The organism is Cellulophaga sp. HaHaR_3_176 (genome assembly GCF_019021925.1).
In the GTDB taxonomy this organism is placed as follows: Bacteria; Bacteroidota; Bacteroidia; order Flavobacteriales; family Flavobacteriaceae; genus Cellulophaga.
The window spans coordinates 3,378,706-3,397,701 of sequence record NZ_CP058990.1 but is presented as its reverse complement, the minus strand read 5'-3'; the positions used below and the strand labels follow the sequence as shown (position 1 = coordinate 3,397,701).

The 18,996-nt window shown below is 32.0% G+C and carries 16 protein-coding genes; 10 read left to right on the top strand and 6 right to left on the bottom strand.

All coding sequences use genetic code 11. The annotated features are described in order from the left end of the window. Positions 1-30: 30 nt before the first annotated feature. On the top strand, positions 31-1,080 hold the full coding sequence (gene thiL, locus H0I23_RS14930) for a thiamine-phosphate kinase (RefSeq protein WP_216784085.1): 1,050 nt from the start codon (positions 31-33) through the stop codon (positions 1,078-1,080). A 143-nt stretch (positions 1,081-1,223) separates the two neighbouring features. Here thiL and H0I23_RS14925 read toward each other — a convergent pair whose 3' ends face one another. After that, positions 1,224-1,475: a hypothetical protein gene (locus tag H0I23_RS14925; protein ID WP_216784084.1), complete on the bottom strand. Its 252-nt coding sequence runs from the start codon at positions 1,473-1,475 to the stop codon at positions 1,224-1,226. Between the two features lie 274 nt (positions 1,476-1,749). Between H0I23_RS14925 and brnQ the strand changes: the two genes are divergently transcribed. Further along, a complete protein-coding gene (gene brnQ, locus H0I23_RS14920; RefSeq protein WP_216784083.1) occupies positions 1,750-3,027 on the top strand; it encodes a branched-chain amino acid transport system II carrier protein in 1,278 nt (425 codons plus the stop codon). On the opposite strand, the gene H0I23_RS14915 is transcribed toward brnQ, so the two are convergent. After that, positions 3,014-3,595, bottom strand: coding sequence for a tRNA-(ms[2]io[6]A)-hydroxylase (locus H0I23_RS14915; RefSeq protein WP_216784082.1), 582 nt, complete (start codon positions 3,593-3,595; stop codon positions 3,014-3,016). The two genes, brnQ and H0I23_RS14915, sit on opposite strands and share 14 nt — an antisense overlap. Positions 3,596-3,849: 254 nt before the next feature. Between H0I23_RS14915 and H0I23_RS14910 the strand changes: the two genes are divergently transcribed. After that, complete coding sequence (locus H0I23_RS14910) at positions 3,850-4,446, top strand: fasciclin domain-containing protein (RefSeq protein ID WP_216784081.1); 597 nt, start codon at positions 3,850-3,852, stop codon at positions 4,444-4,446. Positions 4,447-4,493: 47 nt separating this feature from the next. Here H0I23_RS14910 and H0I23_RS14905 read toward each other — a convergent pair whose 3' ends face one another. Together H0I23_RS14905 and H0I23_RS14900 are read right to left on the bottom strand one after the other, a co-directional pair. Next, positions 4,494-5,309: an amidohydrolase family protein gene (locus H0I23_RS14905; protein WP_216784080.1), complete on the bottom strand. Its 816-nt coding sequence runs from the start codon at positions 5,307-5,309 to the stop codon at positions 4,494-4,496. A 12-nt stretch (positions 5,310-5,321) separates the two neighbouring features. Continuing rightward, positions 5,322-6,614 carry an aminopeptidase P family protein gene (locus tag H0I23_RS14900; RefSeq protein WP_216784079.1) on the bottom strand — a complete coding sequence of 431 codons (1,293 nt, stop codon included), beginning with the start codon at positions 6,612-6,614 and terminating at the stop codon, positions 5,322-5,324. 139 nt (positions 6,615-6,753) lie between these two features. Here H0I23_RS14900 and H0I23_RS14895 point away from each other — a divergent pair, with 139 nt between their 5' ends. The 5 genes from H0I23_RS14895 (at position 6,754) to H0I23_RS14875 (ending at position 13,755) form a co-directional block, all read left to right on the top strand. Continuing rightward, a complete protein-coding gene (locus H0I23_RS14895; protein ID WP_216784078.1) occupies positions 6,754-9,603 on the top strand; it encodes a sialidase family protein in 2,850 nt (949 codons plus the stop codon). Positions 9,604-9,605: 2 nt separating this feature from the next. After that, the gene (locus H0I23_RS14890) at positions 9,606-9,944 is read left to right on the top strand and encodes a cupin domain-containing protein (protein ID WP_216784077.1); all 339 of its coding nucleotides are present in this window, start codon (positions 9,606-9,608) and stop codon (positions 9,942-9,944) included. Between the two features lie 348 nt (positions 9,945-10,292). Further along, positions 10,293-10,970 (top strand): succinate dehydrogenase cytochrome b subunit, encoded by a 678-nt coding sequence (locus H0I23_RS14885; RefSeq protein ID WP_216784076.1) that lies wholly within the window; start codon positions 10,293-10,295, stop codon positions 10,968-10,970. Between the two features lie 12 nt (positions 10,971-10,982). Continuing rightward, positions 10,983-12,998, top strand: a complete 2,016-nt coding sequence (locus H0I23_RS14880; protein WP_216784075.1) for a fumarate reductase/succinate dehydrogenase flavoprotein subunit — start codon at positions 10,983-10,985, stop codon at positions 12,996-12,998. 10 nt (positions 12,999-13,008) lie between these two features. Continuing rightward, positions 13,009-13,755, top strand: coding sequence for a succinate dehydrogenase/fumarate reductase iron-sulfur subunit (locus tag H0I23_RS14875; protein ID WP_216784074.1), 747 nt, complete (start codon positions 13,009-13,011; stop codon positions 13,753-13,755). A gap of 88 nt (positions 13,756-13,843) precedes the next feature. Here the strand turns inward: H0I23_RS14875 and H0I23_RS14870 are convergent, their stop codons facing one another. Next, positions 13,844-15,904, bottom strand: a complete 2,061-nt coding sequence (locus H0I23_RS14870; RefSeq protein WP_216784073.1) for an OmpA family protein — start codon at positions 15,902-15,904, stop codon at positions 13,844-13,846. A 270-nt stretch (positions 15,905-16,174) separates the two neighbouring features. Next, positions 16,175-16,366: a twin-arginine translocase TatA/TatE family subunit gene (locus H0I23_RS14865; RefSeq protein ID WP_305853425.1), complete on the bottom strand. Its 192-nt coding sequence runs from the start codon at positions 16,364-16,366 to the stop codon at positions 16,175-16,177. A gap of 182 nt (positions 16,367-16,548) precedes the next feature. On the opposite strand from H0I23_RS14865, the gene H0I23_RS14860 reads away from it, so the two are divergent. Both H0I23_RS14860 and H0I23_RS14855 read left to right on the top strand, forming a co-directional pair. Further along, a complete protein-coding gene (locus H0I23_RS14860; RefSeq protein ID WP_216784072.1) occupies positions 16,549-17,421 on the top strand; it encodes a M23 family metallopeptidase in 873 nt (290 codons plus the stop codon). An 8-nt stretch (positions 17,422-17,429) separates the two neighbouring features. Then, complete coding sequence (locus H0I23_RS14855; protein WP_216784071.1) at positions 17,430-18,926, top strand: GH3 auxin-responsive promoter family protein; 1,497 nt, start codon at positions 17,430-17,432, stop codon at positions 18,924-18,926. The last annotated feature ends 70 nt before the right edge of the window (positions 18,927-18,996 follow it).

Below are 18,996 nucleotides of genomic sequence, written 5' to 3'. Positions count from 1 at the left end.
AGTTACGGTTATACTTCTTATTTTTGCAGCATGATAGAAGATAAAGAACAAAAAAGAACTTCAATAGAATCATTAGGTGAATTTGGATTAATTGACCATTTGACAGAAGGATTTCCTATTACCCAAAAATCTACAATTAAGGGTATTGGCGATGATGCCGCTATCTTGGATTTTAACAATAAAAAAGTGGTTGTTTCTACAGATTTATTGATTGAGGGTGTTCATTTCGACCTAAGCTACATGCCTTTAAAACATTTAGGGTATAAAGCTATAATGGTAAACCTATCTGATATTTACGCAATGAACGCCGTTGCTACACAAGTTACTGTTTCAGTTGCTATTTCTAACAGATTTCCTTTAGAGGCATTGGAAGAACTGTATGCAGGTATTGGTTTAGCTACAGCAAAATTTAACGTTGATTTAATTGGTGGAGACACCACCTCATCTAAAACCGGTTTACTTATAAGCATTACTGCTTTAGGTGAAATTAATGAAGAAGATACAACTTACCGAAATGGTGCAAAACCAAACGATTTATTAGTAGTTTCTGGTGATTTAGGTGGAGCATACATGGGACTTCAAGTTTTAGAGCGCGAAAAAGCGGTTTTTAAAGTTAACCCAAACAGCCAGCCTGATTTAGAACCTTACTCTTACATTGTTGAAAGACAATTGAAACCTGAGGCTCGTAAAGACATTATCGAAACTTTAAAAATACTAGAAGTAAAACCTACTTCGATGATTGATATAAGTGACGGTCTATCTTCTGAAATTTTACATATTTGTAAACAAAGTGATGTTGGTTGTGATTTGTATGAAGAAAAAATTCCTTTGGACCCTACAGTAATCTCTTCTTGTGAAGAATTTCAATTAAATAGTACTGTAGTTGCATTAAGTGGCGGCGAAGACTATGAGCTACTATTTACTATTGATCAGAAAGATTTTGACAAAATAAAAGGGAATCCAAACTTGACGGTAATTGGTCATATTACAGATAAAAGCCAAGGAGCTAATTTAGTTTCAAGAGCTGGTTCAAAAATTGAATTAACTGCTCAAGGGTGGAATTCTTTTAAAGCGGAATAAAAAAATTCCCAAAAGAACAATACACACCATAATATTATACCCGTAGGGCATACGGTTATAATGAAGATAGATGTAATAAAGCTTTTAGGAATATGTTTAAATTTCTAGGCCACCCACGACCGAAATTTATTTGCCAAGCATAATTATGCCACTTGTTGTGGCGATGGATGTTTCTTTTGATATAATTTTTCTAAGGCTGCATTAATTTCTTGCATCTCCGGTGTTAATTGCGAAAGCTTACCATTAGCATCGGTTGTTACTTCTCTTTCACAATGAATACACTTATATTCTTTAATATGTAAAGTGACTTTTTTCGAAACTGAATAATGATGCCCAAAAATAGAACAGCATAAAGAATGGAATTTTGATTCACAGTTAGAAAGTACTTTTTTCATATGATAAGTTTTTGATCATGCATGTAAGTTTTGGGACTTATATTTGCAATATGGTTGTTGGTAAAGTGATTTTATTATCTTCTCTTTTAAGAGAAATGTAAATGCTTTATTTTTAGAACGATAGATTGCCTTATTTTATTGAATACTCCCTTGTTTTTTTTCAAAAAAAAGCACTTTTTAGCTCTTTTTTCGATAAAATGCACAATTCAAGGAGGAAAAACACCTCATCAATGTGATAATTTCTACTATCTTTCCTTTATTTTTTTAATAAAACATGCATCAAACTAAAAAAATTCTAGTCACTACTTTTGCCGTATTCTCCCTATTCTTTGGGGCAGGTAATTTAATATTCCCTCCATTATTAGGGTACCAATCTGGAGAGATGTGGTGGTTAGTTGCTATCGGATTCTGTTTGTCCGCAGTTTTAATTCCTATTTTTGGAATACTAGCTCATGCAAAACTACAGGGAACTATATTTGATTTTGGAAAAAAAGTATCTCCAAAGTTTAGTTTAGTTTATTCCATATTAATTTACGCAATTTCCATCAGCCTACCCTCACCAAGGACAGCTTCTGTAACACACGAAATAGCAATACAACCTTTTTTCAATTTCGATTATATTATAACAAGTATATGTTACTTTTCTCTTGTATTTATTTTCGTAATCAACAGATCTAAAATATTAAATATTTTAGGAAAACTGTTAACCCCAGCAATCATTCTTATTCTTTTAATTGTGATAAGTATAACTCTTTTCTCTTTCGATTTAAGTTTTGGCGAAACACTATTCGCTAATCCTTTCTCAAATGGCATTAGAGAAGGCTATCAAACTTTTGATGCTATTGGTGCTGTTGTTGTTGGTGGTGTTATCATAGTCTCTATAAACTTAAGTGAAAAAGGCGCTAGCTATGAAGAGAAAAAAGATCTAATTAGAAAAGCTGGTTTTTTAGCAGGTATTGCTTTATTATTAATATACACTGGCTTAATACTTACAGGTGCCGTTATGCATAAAGAGTTTAGCCCTGATGTAACAAGAATAGCCTTATTGAATGGGGTAAGCACAAAAGCTCTTGGCAACAACGCTAACCTAATTTTAAGTATACTAGTTAGCTTGGCTTGTTTTACTACAGCAGTAGGTATTGTAGCGGGTACAGCAGACTTTATGAAACATCTTTTTAAAGAGTCCAACAAAGCCTACCTAATCACGGCAATTTCTGGTTGTGTTTTAGGCGTTGTAATGGGACAGTTTGATGTCAACTATATTATAACAATTGCTTTACCAGCTCTTATGTTTATATACCCAATAACAATTGTTTTAATTCTTTTAAACGTGGCACCTGATAAATTTGCCTCTGCTAAAGTTTTTAGAGTTGTTATTGTAATTACAATGCTTTTTAGTATTCCTGACTTTTTAGATACTGTTGGTTTAGGAAACTATATTTCTACACTTAAAAACTACATTCCTTTTGCTAAACAAAGTATGGGTTGGGTACTACCTGCATTTATAGGATTTGTAGCTACAAATCTAACACAGAGGTTTAACCATGAATAGATTCTGACTTCCCGTAGTTTTTAATAATTTCACCTTCTTTTTCTAAAAGTTCTTTCCATTGTTTATCCACATCGATGCCTTCACCGTATTTACGGGCAAAACTTAAAAATGTAGTGTAATGGCCTGCTTCGCTGATCATCAACTCTCTGTAAAAGTCAGACAACTCCTTATCTTTTATATTTTCTGAAAGCACTTTAAAACGCTCACAACTACGAGCCTCTATCATTGCAGAAAACAATAATCTATTTACAAGAGCTTGTTGCCTGCTCCCACCCTTCATTTGCACCTTAAAAAGTTCATTCACATAACTATCTTTACGCTCTCTACCCAACGTATATCCACGTTGTTTTATAATCTCATGAACCATTTGAAAATGCTCTAACTCTTCCTTAGCCAACGCCAACAATTCAGTAACTAAGTCTTCATGTTCAGAGTTTAAAGAAATAATAGTAATTGCATTTGTGGCTGCTTTTTGCTCACACCAAGCATGGTCTGTTAATATTTCTTCAATATTACTTTCTACTAAATTGGCCCAGCGAGGGTCTGTTGCTAATTTTAAACCAAGCATAATTATATTTTTATAAGTAAACAAAGGTATACATAACCTTAATAACTGTTGGTTATATAAATTAGAGTTTCATATTAAAAACAGCTTTTTGATAACAACTTCTGCAACAAAAAAGCTATTAAGCGCAAAATACATTAAGATTATAAACTACTGTTTTTCAAAATCTTAAAATTATTAAATGTTTTAAAAAAGATAAAACGAAACCCTTAGAGATTAAAGCTCGTAAGTAATTGTGTAATCATTAAAATAATAATATGAAAATTAGTAAAATTTTAAAATCAATAAGTTTAGCAGTAGTATTAATAATATCTACTTCATCTTTTGCACAGGACATGTCTTCTAAAAAAGATAAAAAAATGGACATGGACACTAAAATGGTGGGTGGAGCTGAAATGTTCCCTTCAAAAGATATTGTTTCTAATGCCATTAACTCAAAAGATCACACAACTTTAGTTGCTGCTGTAAAAGCTGCCGATTTAGTTGCAACATTACAAGGCGATGGTCTCTTTACTGTTTTTGCACCAACAAATGCTGCTTTCGACAAACTTCCTAAAGGAACTGTAGAAAGCTTATTAATGATGGAAAACAAAGAAAAATTACAATCAGTACTTACTTACCATGTTCTTTCTGGAAAGTTTAGTGCTAAAGATATTGTAAGGGCTATTAAAAAAGGAAAAGGTATGGCTGAATTTACTACCGTAAATGGAGCTAAAATAACGGCTATGTTAGACGGTAAAATGGTTAAATTAAAAGATGCTTCTGGCACAGTTTCTACTGTTACAATTGCAGATGTTAACCAATCGAATGGTGTTATACATGTTGTAGATACTGTTGTATTACCAAGAATGTAATTACAAATTCATCCAAAACTAAAAACGACCCAAATTTGGGTCGTTTTTTATTTGTTCAGTTTTGAGATATCAATCTTATATAGGTCAACAGCGTTTTCCCAAAGTATGAGTTCTTTTTTATCATCTGGTATATTAAGATGCTTCATGAACTTTAAATAAGATTTCATATTTGAAATTGGCCAATCAGTACCATATAATAAGTATTTAGGGTTACCAGCATAGGTAATCATCTCTTCAATACCTTTTTTCATATACTTCTCAAACTTAGTTGAAAAATCTCCCAAAACTAGTCCTGAAATATCAGCATAAACATTCTTGTTCTTATAAACCACCTCCATACAGTCTTTAATCCATGGGTTACCAACATGGCAAATAACAATTTTCAAATCAGGGTAGTCAACTGCTAAATCATCGATATGTATTGGATGTGAATATTTAATTCTACCAGTAGGCGCATAGGTGTCTCCTGAATGAAACATTACAGGCACATCGTATTCTAAAGCCATTTCATAAACCACTTTCAAACGAATATCATTTGGATAAAAAGGTTCATAACCTGGGTAAAATTTTAAAGCCTTTATTAAACCTTGCTCTAAATAATCACCTATTTCTCTTAAATCGCGATGATTATAGTTTAAATAACTGATACCAGCCACCACACCTAGATTGTCTCTACCTTTAATAGCCTCAACCACTTGCTTTGTGCTCGGTCGGTGCTCATTTACTTTATACGACGTTAAAACCAATGAATAATCTACATTATTCTCTATCATGGTCTGCGTTAGTTTATCTAAACATTCTTCAAGAGAAACTACACGATCTTCGTGGTAATTATTTATATGAGTATGAACATCTATAATCATCTACAAAATCTGTTACTTATTCATTAAATCTTCTATCTCATTTGCTTCTATCGGAATATTTTGCATCAAATTAAAAGGTTCTCCTTTTTCTTGAATCACAACATCATCTTCTAAACGAATACCCATATTTTCATTTGGAATATAAATACCCGGCTCAACAGTAAAAACCATGTTTGCCTTCATCGGTGTTTTTAAAGCACCATAATCATGTGTATTTAAACCAATATGATGACTTGTGCCATGCATAAAATACTTTTTGTATGCTGGCCAGTTAGGGTCTTCATTATCAACATCAGCTTTATCTAATAAACCAAGACCTATAAGCTCAGATGTCATAATTTTACCAACTTCGTTATGGTATTCTGCCCAAATTGTGCCAGGAATCAGCATTTTCGTTGCTTCATTTTTTACACGTAAGACTGCATTATAAACTTCTTTTTGTCTCGTTGTGAATTTCCCACTTACAGGTATGGTACGCGATAAATCACTAGAATAGTTAGCATATTCTGCTGCAACATCCATCAATATTAAATCACCTGCTTTACATTCTTTATTATTTTCAAGATAATGCAAAACATTTGCATTATTACCTGATGCTATTATTGGTGTGTACGCAAAACCTTTAGACCTATTTCTAATAAATTCATGTAAAAGCTCTGCCTCTATCTCGTACTCAAAAACACCTGGTTTTACAAAACCTAAAAGTCGTCTAAATCCTTTTTCAGTAATATTACATGCAGTTTGCATTAATACTATTTCCTCTGGCTCTTTTACTCCTCTAATTTCTTGTAAAATAGGGTTACTCTTTGCGTATTGATGCGCTGGAAATTGCAATTTACATTTCTGAATAAATCGATCTTCTCTAGTTTCCGTTTCAACTGCCTGACGGTAATGCTCGTTAGTGTTAAAATAAACAGTATTTGCTTCCGTCATTAAATCAAAGAAAATTTTATCAAAGTCAGAAAGCCAATAAATAGTTTCAATACCTGAAACCTCAGTAGCTTTTTCTTTAGTCAACTTTTCACCTTCCCAAACTGCAATATGTTCGTTTGTTTCACGAACGAATAAAACCTCTCTGTATTTTTTATTTAAAGAATCTGGAAACAAAACCAATATAGTTTCTTCTTGATCTGCCCCTGATAGGTAAAAAATATCTCTGTGTTGCTCAAAAGGCAAAGTACTATCTGCACCTATAGGATAAACATCATTTGAATTAAAAACTGCCAAACTTTTTGGAAGCATTTTCTCCATAAATTTATTCCTGTTTTTTTTAAACAAGCTATTACTTATAATATCGTACTTCATATTCAATTTTTTATTTCATCAAAAATAAGAATAATATATGTTCTTCTTGATGCACAAAATCTTAAGAAAACTATAAGTCTTCAGAAATTTAAACTCTTATTTAGTAACTTTCCAAAGACTAATTCCAACGATTACAATTATGAGCAAAATTTTTACCACAATACTTATTTTAAGTACGCTGTTTTCATTCTCACAAACTTCATCTACAAAACCAGAAATAATTATAAATTCACTTCAAAAAAAGAGTGATTTACAAAAAAAATCTATCGTAAAAAACATCCCATTTGAGAATATCGGACCAACAGTAATGAGTGGTCGTGTTGTAGATTTAGATGTAAACCCAGAAAACCCAACAGAATTTTATGTAGGCTACGCTTCAGGTGGTTTGTGGTATACTAACAATAACGGAACCACCTTTACTCCTTTACTAGACAATTCTGACACACAAAATGTAGGTGATATTGCTGTTGATTGGAAAACAGAAACCATTTGGGTAGGAACAGGAGAAAATAACGCATCAAGATCATCATATTCAGGAATTGGTATTTTAAAATCTACAGACAAAGGTAAAACATGGAAAAACGTAGGTTTACCAGATTCTCACCATATTGGAAGAATAGTGATTAACCCCAATAACCCAAACGAGGTTATTGTTGGAGTTACGGGTCATTTATATTCTACAAATGAAAATAGAGGGATTTACAAAACTACAGATGGCGGAAAAACGTGGAATAAAACTTTATATATAAATGATTCGGTAGGTATTATTGATGTTGCTTATACCCCTAATAATTTTAAAATTATGTATGCTGCTGCTTGGGAAAAAGATAGAAAAGCATGGGATTTTATTGGCAATGGTGATGGCTCTGGAATATACAAAAGTATTGATGGCGGTAGCTCTTGGATGAAAGTTTCTACTGCTGAAAGTGGTTTCCCGACAGGTAAGGGCGTTGGTAGAATTGGTTTAGCTGTTTTTGATGAAAACACTGTTTATGCTGTTCACGACAACCAGTATAGGCGAGAAAAAACACCAGATTCTAATAAAAAAGAAGGTGGCTTAAGAAAAGATAATTTTAAGAATATGTCTTCTGATGAACTTTTAAAGATAAAAGACAAAAAATTAAATGAGTTTTTAAAAACAAATGGTTTTCATGAAAAATATAGAGCCGACAATGTAAAACAATTGGTGCGAAGCGGATCTGTTAAACCAGAAGATTTAGCAAAGTATTTAGAAGACGCAAATTCAATGTTATTTGACACTCCTGTTATTGGAGCTGAAGTTTACCGTACTAATAATGGAGGGAAAACATGGAGTAAACAAAATGAAGATTATATCGATGACCTTTTTTATAGCTATGGCTATTATTTCGCTCAAATTAATGTTGACCCAAATGATGTTAATAAAATATATTTAGGTGGAGTACCTATTATAAAATCGGATGATGCTGGAAAAACGTATACCTCTATTAATGGAGATAACGTACACGCGGATCATCATGCATTATGGATTAACCCTAAAATGATTGGACATTTAATAAATGGTAATGACGGTGGTATTAATATTTCTTATGATGATGGAAAAAATTGGATTAAAAGCAATGCTCCTCCTGTTGGTCAGTTTTACGCTATTAATGTAGATAACGAAAGCCCGTATAATGTTTATGGAGGTTTACAAGATAATGGTGTTTGGAAAGGTCCGAATACAACAAAAGAAAGTGTTCGTTGGCATCAAACAGGTGAGTACTCTTGGAAATCAATAATGGGTGGCGATGGTATGCAAGTTGAAATTGACAATCGAAACGCTAACATTGTTTATACAGGGTATCAGTTCGGCAATTATTATAGAATTAATTTAGAAAACGATAAGCGAACATACATTCAACCAAAGCATGAATTAGGTGAAACTCCATATCGTTTTAACTGGCAAACACCTATTTTATTATCAACCCACAATCAAGATATCTTATATTTAGGAGGAAACAAATTACACCGCTCTCTTAACAATGGAGACGATTGGCAAACTATTTCTGAAGATTTAACTAATGGTGGTAAAGCAGGCAATGTTGCTTACGGAACGCTAACAACAATATCTGAATCGCCATTAAAATTTGGTTTACTATATACCGGAAGTGATGATGGATTACTACAAGTCTCAAAAAATGGAGGAGAAACTTGGTCTGTAATTTCTTCTAAATTACCTCAGCACTTATGGGTATCTAGAGTTGCGGCTTCAAAACACAAAAAAGAAAGAGTCTACGCTACTTTAAATGGCTATCGAAATGATGATTTTTCAAGTTATGTTTATGCAAGTGATGATTATGGTGAAACATGGACAAACATAGGGGCTAACATTCCTGCTTCGCCAGTAAATGTGATACTAGAGGACACAACTAATGAAAACCTATTATTTGTGGGTACAGACAACGGCTTATATATATCCTTCAATAAAGGAAAAACATGGGAAGTTTTTCAAAACGGAATTCCGAATGTTGCTGTACATGATTTAGTAATTCAATCTAAAGAAAAGCATTTACTAGTAGGTACACATGGCAGAAGTATTTATAAGGCAGATATTGCCACCATACAGCAAATGAATCCTGAAATGCTCTCGAAAGACTTTCATGCATTTTCTCCTAAAAACATAAAACATTCTAAAAATTGGGGTAACTCATGGAGCACTTGGGGCGAACCTCAAACACCAGGTTTAGATATTACTTTTTTCACAAACAATCCAGAAATTTTAGAGGCAACTGTTTATGCCGAAAACACAATAGCCGTTAGTGCAACTACTATAAATGCAGAAAAAGGTTTTAACATATTATCATATGATTTAGCATTTTCAAAATCTGGAAAATCAGCTTATTTAAAAAGAGTAAAAACAGAATTATTAGAGGCTAAAAACGGAAAGACATATTTACCAGCCGGAAAATACATTATAAAAATTACGGGTGATAAAACTAAAGAAACCATATCTTTTGAAATAGAATAGAAATGAAACTAGTACATACAAATAAATTAACAGAATTAGGAGTTTCACATAATTCTGAAATTAAAAAAAAGGTGTTTTTAGAAAAAGGAGATGTTCCAAATATAATGATGTTTGGTAGCGCTATTTTTAAACCCGGACAGTTTGTTGAAGAGCATAAACACGACACTATGTATGAGGTTTTTTACATACAAAAAGGAAAAATAGATTTTATAGTAAACGGAGAAACCAACATCCTAATTGCGGGTGATTGTATTACTGTAGAACAAGGAGAATTACATAGCCAACATAACAATTATAGTGGAGATGTAGAGTGGATTTACTTTGGAGTTGCAACAGATTAGCTAAATACCCAAACAAACTCTTTAGTTTGTTTGGGTATTTCAAAAACTAAAAACTTTAAGCAGTACATCTGATAAATATCAAAAAAAGTTAGATGAAACCCTCTTTTTAGTCTGGTTTTTAATGAAAATCGCAGGAAACAAACTAGCTGGTTTGATTTTTTGAGTAATCATATTTCTCATTTTAAGGTCTGAGAGGTTTAAATTTCAAACGTTTTAGTAGTTTTTAGTTTAAACTTACTAATTGGTTAACCAATTACTTATTTTGATTCTAAATAAGCATAGGATTTATTACTAAAGTTTGTTAATAACTTGTTTGTGCTGTAAATTTGTAAATAAAACTAACAACTAATGAGCGGATTTTTTAAATCTTCAATTGGTAGAAAGTATGCCATGGCACTTTCTGCTTTCTTTTTAATGTTTTTTCTACTTCAACATTTTGCAATAAATCTTTTATCGGTTTTCAGTCCTGATGCGTTTAATGAAACTTCGCATTTTATGGGTACATTTTGGGCCGTTCAATATGTATTGCAGCCTGTTTTAATTTTTGGAGTAATGTATCATTTCATTATGGGCTTTATTCTTGAAATTAAAAACAGAAATGCTAGAGCAGTAAAATACGCTAAAAACAATGGAGCAGCTAACTCTAGCTGGATGAGTAGAAATATGATTTACAGTGGACTTGCTATTTTAGCATTTCTTGTACTTCATTTTATTGATTTTTGGTTGCCAGAAATTGATACAAAATATATTCAAGGCGACATGTCTGGATTATTAGCTGATGGCGAAGGATTTCGTTATTATGAAGAACTAACGCACAAATTTGCAAACCCATTACGTGTAGCTGCGTATGTAATTGCTTTTGTGTTTTTATCATTGCACCTTATGCATGGTTTTAGCTCTGCTTTTCAATCGGCAGGTGTTACTTCAATGAGAAAAGAAAAGTTACAAACTTTTGGTAAAGCATACGCTATTATTATCCCTTTAGGATTTATAATAATTGCTCTTTATCATCATTTTAACCATTAATACTATATACTTATGTCTGTATTAGACTCAAAAGTACCTAAAGGTCCATTGAAAACAAAGTGGACTGATTATAAGAACCATATTGATTTAGTAAACCCTGCCAACAAACGTAATATTGATGTTATTGTAGTTGGAACAGGTTTAGCTGGTGGTTCTGCTGCTGCAACATTAGCAGAATTAGGCTATAATGTAAAAACATTTTGCTACCAAGATTCTCCACGTAGAGCTCACTCTATTGCGGCACAAGGTGGTATTAATGCAGCAAAAAATTACCAAGGTGATGGTGATTCTACATATCGTTTATTTTACGATACTGTAAAAGGTGGTGATTACCGATCTAGAGAGGCAAACGTTTATCGTTTAGCTGAGGTTTCTGCAAACATCATTGATCAATGTGTTGCACAAGGTGTGCCTTTTGCTCGTGATTATGGTGGATTGTTAGATAACCGTTCTTTTGGTGGTGTATTAGTATCTAGAACCTTTTACGCAAAAGGACAAACAGGACAACAATTATTGTTAGGAGCTTATTCTGCAATGAATAGACAAATTGCACGTGGTAAAATTACCCCGTTCAACCGTCATGAAATGTTAGATGTAGTAAAAGTAGATGGTAAAGCTCGTGGTATTATTGCTCGTGATTTAGTTTCTGGAAAAATAGAACGTCACTCTGCACATGCTGTTGTTATTGCTTCTGGTGGTTACGGAAATGTTTATTTCTTATCAACAAATGCAATGGGATCTAACGCTACTGCAGCTTGGAAAATACACAAAAAAGGAGCATTTTTTGCCAACCCTTGCTATACTCAGATTCACCCAACGTGTATTCCACGTTCAGGGGATTATCAATCTAAATTAACATTGATGTCTGAATCTTTACGTAACGATGGTCGTATTTGGGTGCCTAAGAATATGGAAGATGTAATGGCAATTCGTGAAGGCAAGAAAAAGCCAACCGATTTATCAGAAGATCAAAGAGATTACTACTTAGAAAGAAGATACCCTGCATTTGGTAACTTAGTACCACGTGATGTTGCATCGAGAGCTGCAAAAGAACGTTGTGATGCTGGTTATGGTGTTAATGCAACTGGTGAAGCTGTTTATTTAGATTTTGCTTCTGCAATACAACGTTACGGAGTTGAGCAGGCTAAAATTCATAACATAACAAATGCTTCAGCTGCCAAAATATATGATTTAGGTGCTGCTATTGTAAAAGCAAAGTATGGTAACCTTTTTCAGATGTATGAGAAGATTGTAGATCAAGATCCATACAAAACACCAATGATGATTTACCCAGCTGTACATTACACAATGGGTGGTGTTTGGGTTGATTATAACTTAATGACTACAGTTGAAGGTCTTTACTGTATTGGTGAAGCAAATTTCTCTGATCACGGAGCAAATAGACTTGGTGCCTCTGCTTTAATGCAAGGTTTAGCTGATGGATATTTTGTTTTACCTTATACAATCGGTGATTATTTATCTCACGAAATTAGAACTGGAAAAATACCAACTGATTCTCCTGAATTTGATGCTGCTGAAAAAGAAGTAACCGATAAATTAAACTTCTTTGTTTCTAACAAAGGGTCTCACTCTGTTGATTATTACCATAAAAAATTAGGTAAAATCATGTGGGATAAATGTGGAATGTCCCGTAACGCTGAAGGTTTAAAAGAAGCTATGGTTGAAATTAAAGCTTTACGTGAAGATTTCTACAAAAACGTAAGTGTACCTGGTGCTGCAAATGAATTAAACAGTGAACTTGAAAAAGCAGGTCGTGTTGCCGATTTCTTAGAATTGGGTGAACTTTTCGCTAAAGATGCTCTTGCAAGAGAAGAATCTTGTGGTGGTCACTTTAGAGAAGAATCTGTTGAGTTAGACGGAGAACAAGAAGGAGAAGCTAAACGTAATGATACTGAATTTGCTTTTGTTTCTGCATGGGAATATAAAGGAGAACCTAGTGATGCTATTTTGCATAAAGAGGAGTTAGAATTTAACGAAATTGAATTAAAACAACGTTCATACAAATAATAAAGATACTATGAATTTAACACTTAAAATTTGGCGTCAAAAAGATGCTCAGTCGAAAGGTAAAATGGTCGATTATAAAGTGACTGAAATCTCAGAACATATGTCTTTCTTAGAAATGATGGATGTTTTAAATGAACAGTTAATAAACAAAGGAGAAGAGCCCGTTGCTTTTGATCATGATTGTCGTGAAGGTATTTGCGGCATGTGTTCTATGTTTATAAATGGTGAAGCTCACGGACCAGATAGAGGTGTTACTACTTGCCAATTACATATGCGTATGTTTAAGGATGGTGACACAATTACTATTGAGCCATTTAGAGCAAAAGCTTTTCCTGTATTAAAAGATTTAATAGTCGACAGAAGTTCTTTTGACCGTATACAGCATGCTGGTGGTTATATTTCTGTAAATACTTCAGGTAATACACAAGATGCAAACTCACTTCCTATCTCTAAGCACGCTGCAGATGAGGCAATGGATGCTGCTACTTGTATTGGTTGTGGTGCTTGTGTTGCAAGTTGCAAAAATGCTTCAGCAATGCTTTTTGTTGGCGCAAAAGTATCTCAATATGCATTATTACCACAAGGCCAAGTTGAGGCTGTAGATCGTGTTAAAAACATGGTTGCTCAAATGGATTTAGAAGGTTTTGGAAACTGTACAAATACGGGAGCCTGTGAGGTTGAATGTCCTAAAGGAATTTCTTTAGAAAATATTGCAAGAATGAATAGAGAATTATTAAGCGCTAATCTTAAAAGATAAGATACTTAATTTTATATAAAAACAAAAAACCCAAACTTATTTATATCGTTTGGGTTTTTTTATATGTCTCTATTTCGTTTTGTTTATTTTACATTTTTAATATAATAAACTCTGAACGCCTGTTATATTCATGTTGTTCTCTAGTACACCTAACCGTACCATCACACTCATTTAATAATTTATCTTCACCATACCCTATTGCACTTTCAATTCTAGAAGCATCTATACCCTTAGATATTATGTAATCTCTAGATGATTTAGCACGCTTATCTGATAAATATCTGTTATATACTTTAGAACCTCTACTATCTGTATGAGATTCAATTTTAATAACCATTTCTGGATATTCTGTCATTACAGCAACTAATTTATCCAATTCTTTAGCTGCATCATCTCTAATGAATGATTTATCAAAATTGAAATAAATCATATCTGTTTTAAGCTTCTTTATACCATCTTCTACAACAATAAGCTCTTGTAGTTTTTTAAGAGTAACATCTAACATTGCTGTTTCATCAACCACGGTAGTAATATCTTGTGAGTCTACAAAATAACCTTGCTTATCCGTTCTAACCACATATTTTTTATCCCCTTCTAAATCTTCGAATACAAAACTTCCATCTTCTGCAGTCTCAACTTCTTTTAATTTAATATTGTTCTCATCTAATAACATAACCATAGCTTTTGGCATGTAATCTCCTGTAATTAACTCTGTAACAACCCCAGAAATAGCAGAGCTATTTACTTCTTCAATTTCTAATTTTTTAAATGAATAAATATCGTCATCTCCTTTACCTCCTAATCTATTAGATGCAAAATATCCTTTGTCGTTATCCTCATTTATTATATATGAAAAATCATCCATATTACTATTAACAGGCTTACCAACATTAACAACCTCTTCAAAACCTTCTTCAGTATAAGCAGCCTCATAAACATCTAAACCACCTAAACCAACATGCCCATCAGAAGAAAAATACAATTTATTATCAGTAACAAAAGGAAACATCTCTCTCTTTTCAGTATTAATTCCAGGCCCTAAATTTCGCGGTTCTGAATATGTACCATTTTCTAACACATCTACTACAAAAATATCAGACATACCTATACTACCTGGCATATCAGAAACAAAGTATAATAATTTACCATCTGAACTTAATGCAGGGTGACCTGTAGAATAATCATCGCTGTTGAAAGAAAGCTCAACAGCTTCTTCCCATTCACCATCAACTTTTACAGATTTATATATTTTTAAATGATTCACTCCATCTTTATCTCTTCTCAATTTTTTCTTATAGTTATTTCTCGTAAAATACATCGTTTCATTATCTGGAGAAAAAGTAACTGAAGCTTCGTGATATTTAGAGTTTATTTTTTTTGAAAATTTAACTGCATTTTTAAGATCTGAAGATTCTTCGTTTACTTTAGATACATATAAATCTAAAAAAGGTTGATCATTCCACTTATACTTTCTAGTTTTAAATACCGATGAATCTTTTGATGATGCATAAACAACTTGATCATCACCATAAAACATCGGAGAGAAGTCTGAATATTCAGTATTTACAGCAACAGTTTTAACATCAAACTTGTCTGTCGTATTAATTATCTTATCTAATAAAATTTCATTTTTAAGATCTTGTGCTGATGTATCTTCAGAATTCTTTTTTTCCATCTTATTATAAATACGCATAAGACGTTTTGCTTTACCATATTTACCTGTACCTTTTAAAGTATGAGAGTACTTGAAATAATTTTCAGCTGTCATATCATCTTTATAGGTATTATATAAAACATCATACCACTCGTAAGCTTTTTCCATATTCGTATTAAAATAATAAGAATCACCTATTTTTTTTAAAACTTCAAATGAATAATTTTTTTTCTTTTTTAAAGCCAACTCATATAACTCAGCAGCTTCAGCGTACCACATTTTATCAAAATAAGAATCTGCTTTTTGTATCAATTTAGAATTGCTCGGCTTTTCTTTTGAGACTTTAGATTTATTATCTGTAGAAGACTCCAGAAGACTATCACTAAAATCAATATTAGAAATTTGAGTTTGAGGTAAAGAACTTATATCTAAATTTTCTTGAGCAGATAAGCTCAAAAAAGAAAAAAAGAAAATTGATGCTATTAAATTTTTCATGGCAGGTATTTTAAAAAAGCTTTAAAATTTATAATTAGTTGCAATATAAATTTCAACTCCAAAACTAGTTTATACCTTATAGTGTAAATATTATTTGTTGTGAAGTATAAGAAAAATGATGTATTCTACTGTATTTTTAAATATGTAGGAAAATAAAAACAGTCAAAAAGCCACATTTTTAAAGTAACTATCGATAAAATACAAATACATAAAAACAAAAAAAGCCCTTGAAAAAATCAAGGGCTTTTAATTATGTTTTAAAAAGAAAAACTATTTTTTCTCTTCTATCTTATCTGTAGTTTCATCTTCCTTAGATGCATCTTTAAATTCTTTAATCCCACTTCCTAGCCCACGCATTAATTCTGGAATTTTTTTTCCTCCAAAAAGTAACAAAATAGCTACTACAATTAAAACGATAGAAGCTGGTCCGGGTATTGCTAACATTATATCTGAAAAAATCATAATTGTTTATTTTAGAACTACAAATTTACTAAAAAAGAATAACAACAAATTGTTAATGTTTAAATAAGCATAATTTTATTGTAAATATGCCTTAAATTAAGCATCTATATATTAATTTCATATAACTTAAAATTGTGTAAGTATTTTAGTGAAATACAATTGTAAGCTTATATTTGTGTTATATGGCTAAAAAAAGCAAAAAAAAGGGAAAGGAAATTAAACGAAAGCTACTGCATAAGTATCGTTTAGTCATCTTGAATGAAAATACTTTTGAAGAAAAAGTTTCTTTCAAACTCAGTAGATTAAATGTTTTTATCACTGGATCTCTTTTTATTATATGTTTAATAGCTTTAACTACTGTTTTAGTAGCCTTTACTCCTTTAAGGGAATATATACCAGGCTATTCATCTACAAAGCTTAAAAGACAAGCTACAGAACTTACATACAAAACAGATTCATTAGTTCATGTTTTAAATTATACCAATAAGTATTTAGATAATATTAGAAAGGTTTTGAATGGAGACATTACAAACAATAAAATTAATAGAGATTCATTATTTGAGCAATTTAAATTAGACCCCTCTACAATAGATTTAACGCCAATTAGAGAAGATTCTGTATTAAGAGCTCAAGTAGCACTTGAAGATAAATATAATTTATTTGAAAAAAATACTAAAAGTGTAAATTTGATTTTGTTTCCACCAATAAATGGCACTATATCTCAAGATTATAATTTAGACACCAAGCATTTTGCTATTGATGTTGTTGCTGCAAAAGGAACACCTGTAAAATCTGTCGCTAATGGTACGGTAATTTTTTCTGAATGGACATCTGATACTGGTTATGTTATTTTAATAGAACATAAAGATGGTTTATTATCAGTTTACAAACACAACGGCTCTTTAACAAAATCTCAGGGCGACATCGTAAAATCAGGTGAAGTTATTGCCTCTGTAGGTAATACAGGAGAGCTAACCACAGGACCTCATTTACATTTTGAATTATGGAATAATGGAAGCCCCGTGAACCCAAGAAATTATATCGATTTTAAATAATTTAAATTATGTCATTGAAATCGCTAGCTGCAAAATTATTTGCCAGAAGAATATCTAAACGCACCCAAAAATGGGTAAATAACCCTATTCAAACTCAACAAAAAGTTTTTGAAAATTTAATCGAAAAAGCTAAAAATACAGAGTTTGGTATTGATCATAAATTTAGTCAAATAAAATCTCACAAAGATTTTATTGAAAATGTACCTGTTAGAGATTATGAAGAACTAAAAAAGTACGTTCAAAAGGCTGTTGAAGGTAAATCAGATATTTTATGGCCAGGCAAACCTATTTATTTTGCGAAAACGTCAGGCACCACATCTGGTGCTAAATACATTCCGATTACTGATGTTTCTATCAAACATCAAGTTGAAGCATCGAGAAATGCAATATTGAATTACATTGATGAAACAGGCAATTCTGACTTTGTAAATGGCAAAATGATATTTTTGCAAGGTAGTCCTATATTAACTGAAAAAAATGGAGTAAAGCTAGGTAGGCTATCTGGTATTTCTGCACATTATGTACCTAACTATTTACAAAAAAATAGGTTACCAAGCTGGGAAACTAATTGTATAGAAGATTGGGATACTAAAGTTAATGAAATAGTAAAAGAAACTATAGACCAAGACATGACGGTAATTGCTGGAATACCTTCTTGGGTACAAATGTATTTTGAAAAACTAAGCTTTACTAGCTCTAAAAAAGTAGGTGAAATTTTCAAAAACTTTAATTTATTTATTTACGGAGGGGTAAATTACGAACCTTATAGAGCTAAATTTGAAAACCTTATAGGCAGAAAAGTTGATAGCATTGAGCTCTTTCCTGCTAGTGAAGGTTTTTTTGCATATCAAAATTCTCAAACAGAAAAAGGAATGCTTCTCTTATTAAATTCTGGTATTTTTTATGAGTTTATAAAATCTGATGAATTTTTTGAAGAAAACCCGAAACGACTAACTATCGCAGATGTTGAAATAGGCGTTAACTATGTTTTAATAATTTCTACAAATGCAGGTTTATGGTCATATAACATTGGAGATACCGTTCAGTTTATTTCTTTAAACCCTTTTAAAATAATAGTTTCTGGAAGAATAAAGCATTTTATTTCGGCATTTGGTGAACATGTAATTGGTAAAGAAGTTGAAGCTGCAATGCAAAAAGCTATTGAAGAAACAGATGCAACAGTTAACGAATTTACGGTCGCACCGCAAATAGTCCCAGAAGAAAATGAATTACCGTATCATGAATGGTTTATCGAGTTTGAGAAAAAGCCATCAAATATGGATATCTTTATAAAAATACTTGATAAAACATTACAAGAACAAAACAGTTATTATTTTGATTTAATTGATGGCAAAATACTTCAAACACTTAAAGTAACCGAGATTGGAAAAGAAGGCTTCCGAGAATACATGAAGTCAATTGGAAAATTAGGAGGCCAAAACAAGGTACAACGCTTATCTAATGATAGAAATGTTGTCGATAAGCTAATAAAATTTAAAAAATGATCTTAATTACGAGTATAACTTCATAAAACTTGAAAATGGAATTATAATCGTAATTTTACTAGAATTTTAA

Bases quoted from the DNA above. Each gene is read 5' to 3' on its own strand.
- H0I23_RS14900 (WP_216784079.1), bottom strand. From the start codon at position 6,614: ATGAAGTACGATATTATAAGTAATAGCTTGTTTAAAAAAAACAGGAAT.
- H0I23_RS14880 (WP_216784075.1), top strand. From the start codon at position 10,983: ATGTCTGTATTAGACTCAAAAGTACCTAAAGGTCCATTGAAAACAAAG.
- H0I23_RS14910 (WP_216784081.1), top strand. From the start codon at position 3,850: ATGAAAATTAGTAAAATTTTAAAATCAATAAGTTTAGCAGTAGTATTA.
- H0I23_RS14860 (WP_216784072.1), top strand. From the start codon at position 16,549: ATGGCTAAAAAAAGCAAAAAAAAGGGAAAGGAAATTAAACGAAAGCTA.
- H0I23_RS14890 (WP_216784077.1), top strand. From the start codon at position 9,606: ATGAAACTAGTACATACAAATAAATTAACAGAATTAGGAGTTTCACAT.
- H0I23_RS14870 (WP_216784073.1), bottom strand. From the start codon at position 15,904: ATGAAAAATTTAATAGCATCAATTTTCTTTTTTTCTTTTTTGAGCTTA.
- H0I23_RS14895 (WP_216784078.1), top strand. From the start codon at position 6,754: ATGAGCAAAATTTTTACCACAATACTTATTTTAAGTACGCTGTTTTCA.
- H0I23_RS14925 (WP_216784084.1), bottom strand. From the start codon at position 1,475: ATGAAAAAAGTACTTTCTAACTGTGAATCAAAATTCCATTCTTTATGC.
- brnQ (WP_216784083.1), top strand. From the start codon at position 1,750: ATGCATCAAACTAAAAAAATTCTAGTCACTACTTTTGCCGTATTCTCC.
- H0I23_RS14915 (WP_216784082.1), bottom strand. From the start codon at position 3,595: ATGCTTGGTTTAAAATTAGCAACAGACCCTCGCTGGGCCAATTTAGTA.
- H0I23_RS14905 (WP_216784080.1), bottom strand. From the start codon at position 5,309: ATGATTATAGATGTTCATACTCATATAAATAATTACCACGAAGATCGT.
- thiL (WP_216784085.1), top strand. From the start codon at position 31: ATGATAGAAGATAAAGAACAAAAAAGAACTTCAATAGAATCATTAGGT.
- H0I23_RS14865 (WP_305853425.1), bottom strand. From the start codon at position 16,366: ATGATTTTTTCAGATATAATGTTAGCAATACCCGGACCAGCTTCTATC.
- H0I23_RS14885 (WP_216784076.1), top strand. From the start codon at position 10,293: ATGAGCGGATTTTTTAAATCTTCAATTGGTAGAAAGTATGCCATGGCA.
- H0I23_RS14855 (WP_216784071.1), top strand. From the start codon at position 17,430: ATGTCATTGAAATCGCTAGCTGCAAAATTATTTGCCAGAAGAATATCT.
- H0I23_RS14875 (WP_216784074.1), top strand. From the start codon at position 13,009: ATGAATTTAACACTTAAAATTTGGCGTCAAAAAGATGCTCAGTCGAAA.